This is a genomic window from Psychrobacillus sp. (genome assembly GCF_056205495.1).
On record NZ_JBAEAP010000350.1, the window covers coordinates 1 to 5,501 of the forward strand.

Here is a 5,501-nt window from a genome sequence, read left to right on the forward strand (position 1 = left end):
ACCATTTGTCATGTCAATTGCAGCAGTCTCAGGCGGAGGGAAAACTACAGTAGTTAAACAACTAACAAAAGAATTACATAATTCTAAGGCACTCTTTTTTGATGACTATGATTTAGGTGGTCCACATAATTTTGAAGAATGGATAATAAGAGGGGCTAATTATGATGAGTGGGATATTGCCCCTTTCAAAAAGGACTTAATAAATTTAATCGAAGAACCATTAGATTATATTGTGTTAGATTATCCTTTCGCCAAAATGCATACGGCAGGGAGCGTCTATATTGATATGACTGTATTTATAGATACCCCTTTGGATGTTGCAATGGCACGTAGAGTGTTGAGGGATTTTCAAGGGAAATCTGGAGAGGAAATTATAAAAGATATGGAAAATTACATTGCTGGTGGGAGAGCAGGATATCTAGAAATGCTAAAAACGATAATGCTTAATTCTGATTTAGTAGTGGACGGCACATTAAGTGTTGCAGAAATCGTAGCTACCATAAAACAGCACATCAAAAATTAGGAATCGGTCGGTTGTTGCCAATAATCGGTCGGTTTTTCCGCAAAATCGGTCGGTTCCGGCAAATAATCGGTCGGTTCACTAGTATAATCGGTCGGTCCCCATAAAATATCGGTCCCCATCAAATAGAGAAAAGGTAAATCCCCCAGCTAACTCGAATAGTATTATAGTAATAAAAATGGGTGGTGAGTTAGTTGGAAGAGCGATTTATAATGTTTTCGGTAGAGCATTGGAGTGCGGTAGCCGCATTTATTCTTTTCATACTTCTTCTTTTTTTCACAAGGAATCGATGGCCAAAAGCGGAGAAAGGACATCTTCGTAGGGAACGTCTATTTGGCTTGTCGTTGTTAGTGATAGATATTTTATATCATATTTGGCTCATTCAAACAGACAGGTGGGAGCTAAGGAATTCACTGCCTCTTGAGCTATGCAGTATTAGCCTTCTTTTGACAATCGTTCTGCTATGGACGGGTAACCGTTTAGTTTATCAGTTTGTTTTTTATGCGGGCATAGGTGGTGCAATACAGGCCATGATTACACCTGTATTGGATATGAATTACCCTCACTTTAGGTATTTTCATTTTTTTTATACACATGTGGGGATCATACTGACAGCACTCTACTTTACTTGGGTGAAAGGATATCGACCGACCTTTAAGGGAATTCTTACAACGATGCTTGTCCTAAATATTTTGCTGCCATTTGTTTTTTGGATTAACTCTCTTGTGGACGGAAACTATATGTTTCTACAAAGGAAGCCAGCTGGAGGAAGTTTGTTGGATTTCCTGGGGCCATATCCGTACTATATTCTATCATTAGAATTTGTTGCATTTATAATATTCATATTTTTATGGTTTCTTTTTAAGAAAAAGTAAATTAAACTTATATCTTGGAAGTTGAAATTTTTAAAATGGGTAGAACCTTTTACTTGTTTTTCCGTCTAATCACTTACCAAGAAAGGATGACTGAATATGAAACAATTACTTTCAAATAAAATGTCTATGCTTGTCCTTACAGCTTTAGGAACACTTTTACTGTTAGGTGCTTGTAGCGACGAGCCGAAGGAAGAAGTGGCAAAGGAAGAGTCAAAAGAAATGCTAGCCTACGTAAGAGACTTCGATCTACCAAATAAAAGTCTAATCATTGATGAAGTAGAGTGGATTGAGGAATCCGATACGGATCGTATCAAGGAACTAGGGCTAGATACGGAAAAGGATTTAGCTACAGGATTTATGATTTATGATGAATCACAAAAGGCAGAAAGCTTAAAGCTAGCTGAAGATGCTGAGTTCTATTTGGTTAATCAAGATGATACAGCCAAACCAAAGCAAGTAGAGGAAAAGGAATTCGTTTCTTATTTAGCAGTTGTAAAAGGGCCATATGATATAACTTTAAAAGATGGAGTTGTAGTGAAAGTCTCTGAAAAATATACTCCGTAATAAAGAAAGCGCTTGGTAGCTTGAAACAGCAACCAAGTGCTTTTTGTTTTGTGGGGAAAGGAAGACGCAGAGCTTGAATACATATCTCCAAGCTCAATTTACTTTGTTGCTTTTTTCTCTAAAGCTACGCGTTAGTGCAATAGAGAGGTTTCCTTAGCTTTATTTATCATCTGTTTTTCTTCCCATTCTGCACGCAATATTCCCATTTTAATTGCATCAAAATATTCACCGTCAACTATTCTAGCATTTCTTATTCGTGCTTCTTCTTTCATCCCAATTCTTTCTGCTACCTTCATCATCCTTACATTGCCTGACCAGGTTGACATTCCTAACCGATGTAAATTAGTAGAGCTAAATAAAAAATCTATCCAGAGTTTATAAGCCTCCGTTCCATAGCCACCATTCCAGTAATTGTTGTCATAAATAACTATTCCGGTTTCTAACCAATTCGTGTTTTGATCTACCCAATAAGAGCCTACCGTTCCAATTAGTTTATCTCCTACAAAAATAATTAGTGAATTAGGAGTGTTGGGAGCAATTTCATAGTCTTTATCCCAATTTATTTTGAACTCTTCTTTTGTTATTTTAGTCTCAGGTATGTAAGGTCCATTCCATTTCTTCGCTTCTTGTTTTTTTTCTTCATACTTCCAATAATATAAGTCATCAATATCTTGTTGGTTAGCCTCTTTCAATTCAACTTTTTGTCCTATAATTTTTATCATATTTGTGAATTTCCTCCTTAACCTCTTTCAAATTAATATTAACATAATATTCAACTAGTTTTGGGAAGAGGGGTTCTTGTATAAAGTACCTGTAAGTTGAACAATGTGCATTTAAATTTCAAACCAATAAGGTATGCTCCCATTATTTATTTCAAACAATCTACTGTACATTTCAAGTCACTCCTCCTAAAAAACTCTTACCTTTTACATTACCGGCGTTATCTAAAAACTAATCCATCATCTCTATAAATTCCCTCACCTCATCACTCATGGTTTCCGATTGAGTCCAATGTAAATAATGATGACCTTCTAAAGGAACAAGCTTACTTAAATTGCTATTTTTTAATTGGGTTTCATAAAAAGTAATATTCGATTTACCGTCCTCATTTGTCTTTTCGGCGTCACTCGTAAATATCATGACAGGCAAATCTGGAGGAAAGGTAAGTTCCTTTGTTAACTCCATATTTTCTTGGATAAGGTTGGTTTCATTAATAACATTTCGGTTATATCCACTCCAGGATGTAATAAGCTTAGTCATTTTTAAGTTTTCTTTAGAATATATATCTTCCTCTGCTATAGGTAAAAAACTATCTGGAGTAATATACATAGCTAATCGGGCAATTCCACTAGGAGCAAGAATACTTAAAGCCTTTGGCATAGTAGGAGCATCTTCTTCAAAGTACTCAAGAGCCTGGGGCAAGGTTGGATCAATGCCGATGATTGCTTTTATCTCATCAGGGTACTTGTTTACATAATACATGCTATAAACACCGGAAATAGAATGTGGCATGAGAATATATGGCTCTTGAATATCTAACTGTAATAGAGCAGTTCTTATTTCCTCTGTGATGTTTTCCACGCTACGTTTTTTATCAGTTTTATCACTCCAGCCATATCCAAATGGCTCCACAACAATAACTCTATTGTCTACTGATAGTTCTTCCACTAGTGGCTCGAAGTCAAGGGCAGGGGCAGCAGTTCCGAGTCCCGTCAATAAAACAATAGTGTTTTCTCCTTCTCCTTTTTCATAGACATGCATTTCTTTTCCATCTACCTCAACGTGCTGGCCGATTGCTTCATATTTGTTTTTTTCATATAAAGACATTAATTGATGGCCAACAAACCATAGAACAAATAGAGCAACCACTCCTAAAACAATGTGCTTCGTAATCTTCCATATCTTAAAAATCATAGGTTTCATCCTTTAGTTTTATTTTTATATTCAATGAATATTACGAATAATAGGTCTTTAAGTTCCTTGAAGGCTAGAAAATGCACTGTTATACAACAAAAATATGCGATAACGAAAATGTAGTACAATTTTTTATTGACAGTTTGAAAACTCCTTGTTATATTGTGTGTAACCGGTTACACATTTGAAGGAGATGGGGAAAACAGATGGCAAACATTAGAGACGTAGCAAAAGAAGCTGGTGTTTCCGTTGCTTCTGTGTCCCGTTATTTAAATAGAAAAGGGTATATCAGTGAAGATACAAAGCTCAAGATTAAAAGAGCTATTGAAAAATTAGAATATATACCTAACCAAGTAGCCAGATCTTTAACGACAAAGCAAACAAACTTTATAGGGTTAATTGTTCCAGATATTACGAATCCATTCTTTCCCGAGCTCGCTCGAGCGGTTGAAGATATCGCATTATCTTATGGATATACAGTAGTTTTGTGTAATTCTGATGAAAAATCTGAAAAAGAAATACATTATATAGATACTTTAAAGCAAAAATATGTAGCAGGGTTTATCGTAACGACAAACCAGCTTCGTGCAAGCCACTATGAAGATTTAAAAGTACCGCTTGTGGCGTTAGATCGGATGATTCATGAATCCATTCCCACCATTTCCTCCAATAACGTTGAAGGAGCACGGATGGGAACGAATTATTTACTAGAAAAAGGCTGCCAAAATATTGTGTTTATGAGAGGTCCTAAAGGGCTCGGTCCTGCTGATGATCGACTGACTGGGTTTCTGAAAGCTGTAGAAGGAAAAAAAGTACAAACTCATATTATTGAAAGTCCCTTTCATTTTGAGGAGTCAGAAAAGATTGCAAGGGAATTCTTAGCGGATATTAAAGGTGTAGACGGCATATTTGCGAGTACTGATGTATCTGCAGCAGGTGCTTTGAAGGCTGCACATTCGTTAGGTATTAGTGTTCCTGACCAGCTACAAATTATGGGGTTTGATGGGATTTCACTTGGTGGAATGTTGACTCCAGGACTGACGACGGTAGCCCAAGATATATACAAAATGGGTGCTTTGGCAACCCGTGTACTCATTAAAATCATTGAAGAAATTGAGATAGAAGAAAGAGTGATTCAAGTACCTGTAGAGCTAGTGGAGCGGGGAACGACAAGGAGTGGACAACGATGATTACAGTTATAGGCAGTATGAATATGGATATTGTAGTGCAAACAGACAACTTTCCCGTACAAGGAGAAACAGTTTTAGGACAACTCTTTACGACTATCCCCGGAGGTAAAGGAGCAAACCAGGCTGTTGCTGCAGCACGCTTAGGAAGCAATGTGCATATGCTTGCTAGCGTTGGAGCAGATAGCTTTGGAAGAGAATTATTAGAGGACCTTAAAGCAAATGGAGTAAATACCGACTCGGTTATGCAAACCGAAGATGCTGCAACTGGAATTGCTAATATTTTATTATCCGAAGGCGATAACAGAATTATCGTTGTCCCTGGAGCAAACTATTTGTTAACTGAGGCAAACATCAAAAGAATGAAAGAAACAATTCAGCAAAGCAAGTTTGTTATTATGCAGCTAGAAATTCCAATTCCTGTAGTGAAATACACGCTAG

General features: G+C 36.8%; 7 protein-coding genes. 5 read left to right on the forward strand and 2 right to left on the reverse strand.

The window, feature by feature from the left end; translation table 11 throughout:
• Window positions 1–10: 10 nt before the first annotated feature.
• From AC06OU_RS10455 to AC06OU_RS10465, 3 genes are all read left to right on the forward strand, one after another.
• Entirely contained in the window at window positions 11–523 is a 513-nt protein-coding gene (locus AC06OU_RS10455; protein WP_475855634.1) for a nucleoside/nucleotide kinase family protein, read from the forward strand.
• A 191-nt stretch (window positions 524–714) separates the two neighbouring features.
• Window positions 715–1,395: a YwaF family protein gene (locus AC06OU_RS10460; RefSeq protein WP_475855623.1), complete on the forward strand. Its 681-nt coding sequence runs from the start codon at window positions 715–717 to the stop codon at window positions 1,393–1,395.
• Window positions 1,396–1,491: 96 nt separating this feature from the next.
• Window positions 1,492–1,959 (forward strand): hypothetical protein, encoded by a 468-nt coding sequence (locus AC06OU_RS10465; RefSeq protein ID WP_475855625.1) that lies wholly within the window; start codon window positions 1,492–1,494, stop codon window positions 1,957–1,959.
• Window positions 1,960–2,090: 131 nt separating this feature from the next.
• Here AC06OU_RS10465 and AC06OU_RS10470 read toward each other — a convergent pair whose 3' ends face one another.
• Entirely contained in the window at window positions 2,091–2,681 is a 591-nt protein-coding gene (locus tag AC06OU_RS10470) for a GNAT family N-acetyltransferase (RefSeq protein ID WP_475855627.1), read from the reverse strand.
• Between the two features lie 229 nt (window positions 2,682–2,910).
• The gene (locus AC06OU_RS10475) at window positions 2,911–3,873 is read right to left on the reverse strand and encodes an alpha/beta fold hydrolase (protein ID WP_475855629.1); all 963 of its coding nucleotides are present in this window, start codon (window positions 3,871–3,873) and stop codon (window positions 2,911–2,913) included.
• 206 nt (window positions 3,874–4,079) lie between these two features.
• On the opposite strand from AC06OU_RS10475, the gene AC06OU_RS10480 reads away from it, so the two are divergent.
• Window positions 4,080–5,063, forward strand: coding sequence for a LacI family DNA-binding transcriptional regulator (locus AC06OU_RS10480; RefSeq protein WP_475855631.1), 984 nt, complete (start codon window positions 4,080–4,082; stop codon window positions 5,061–5,063).
• Window positions 5,060–5,501, forward strand: a 442-nt coding sequence (locus tag AC06OU_RS10485; RefSeq protein ID WP_475855633.1) for a PfkB family carbohydrate kinase, incomplete at its 3' end; no start/stop codon positions are given. The genes AC06OU_RS10480 and AC06OU_RS10485, both read left to right, overlap by 4 nt.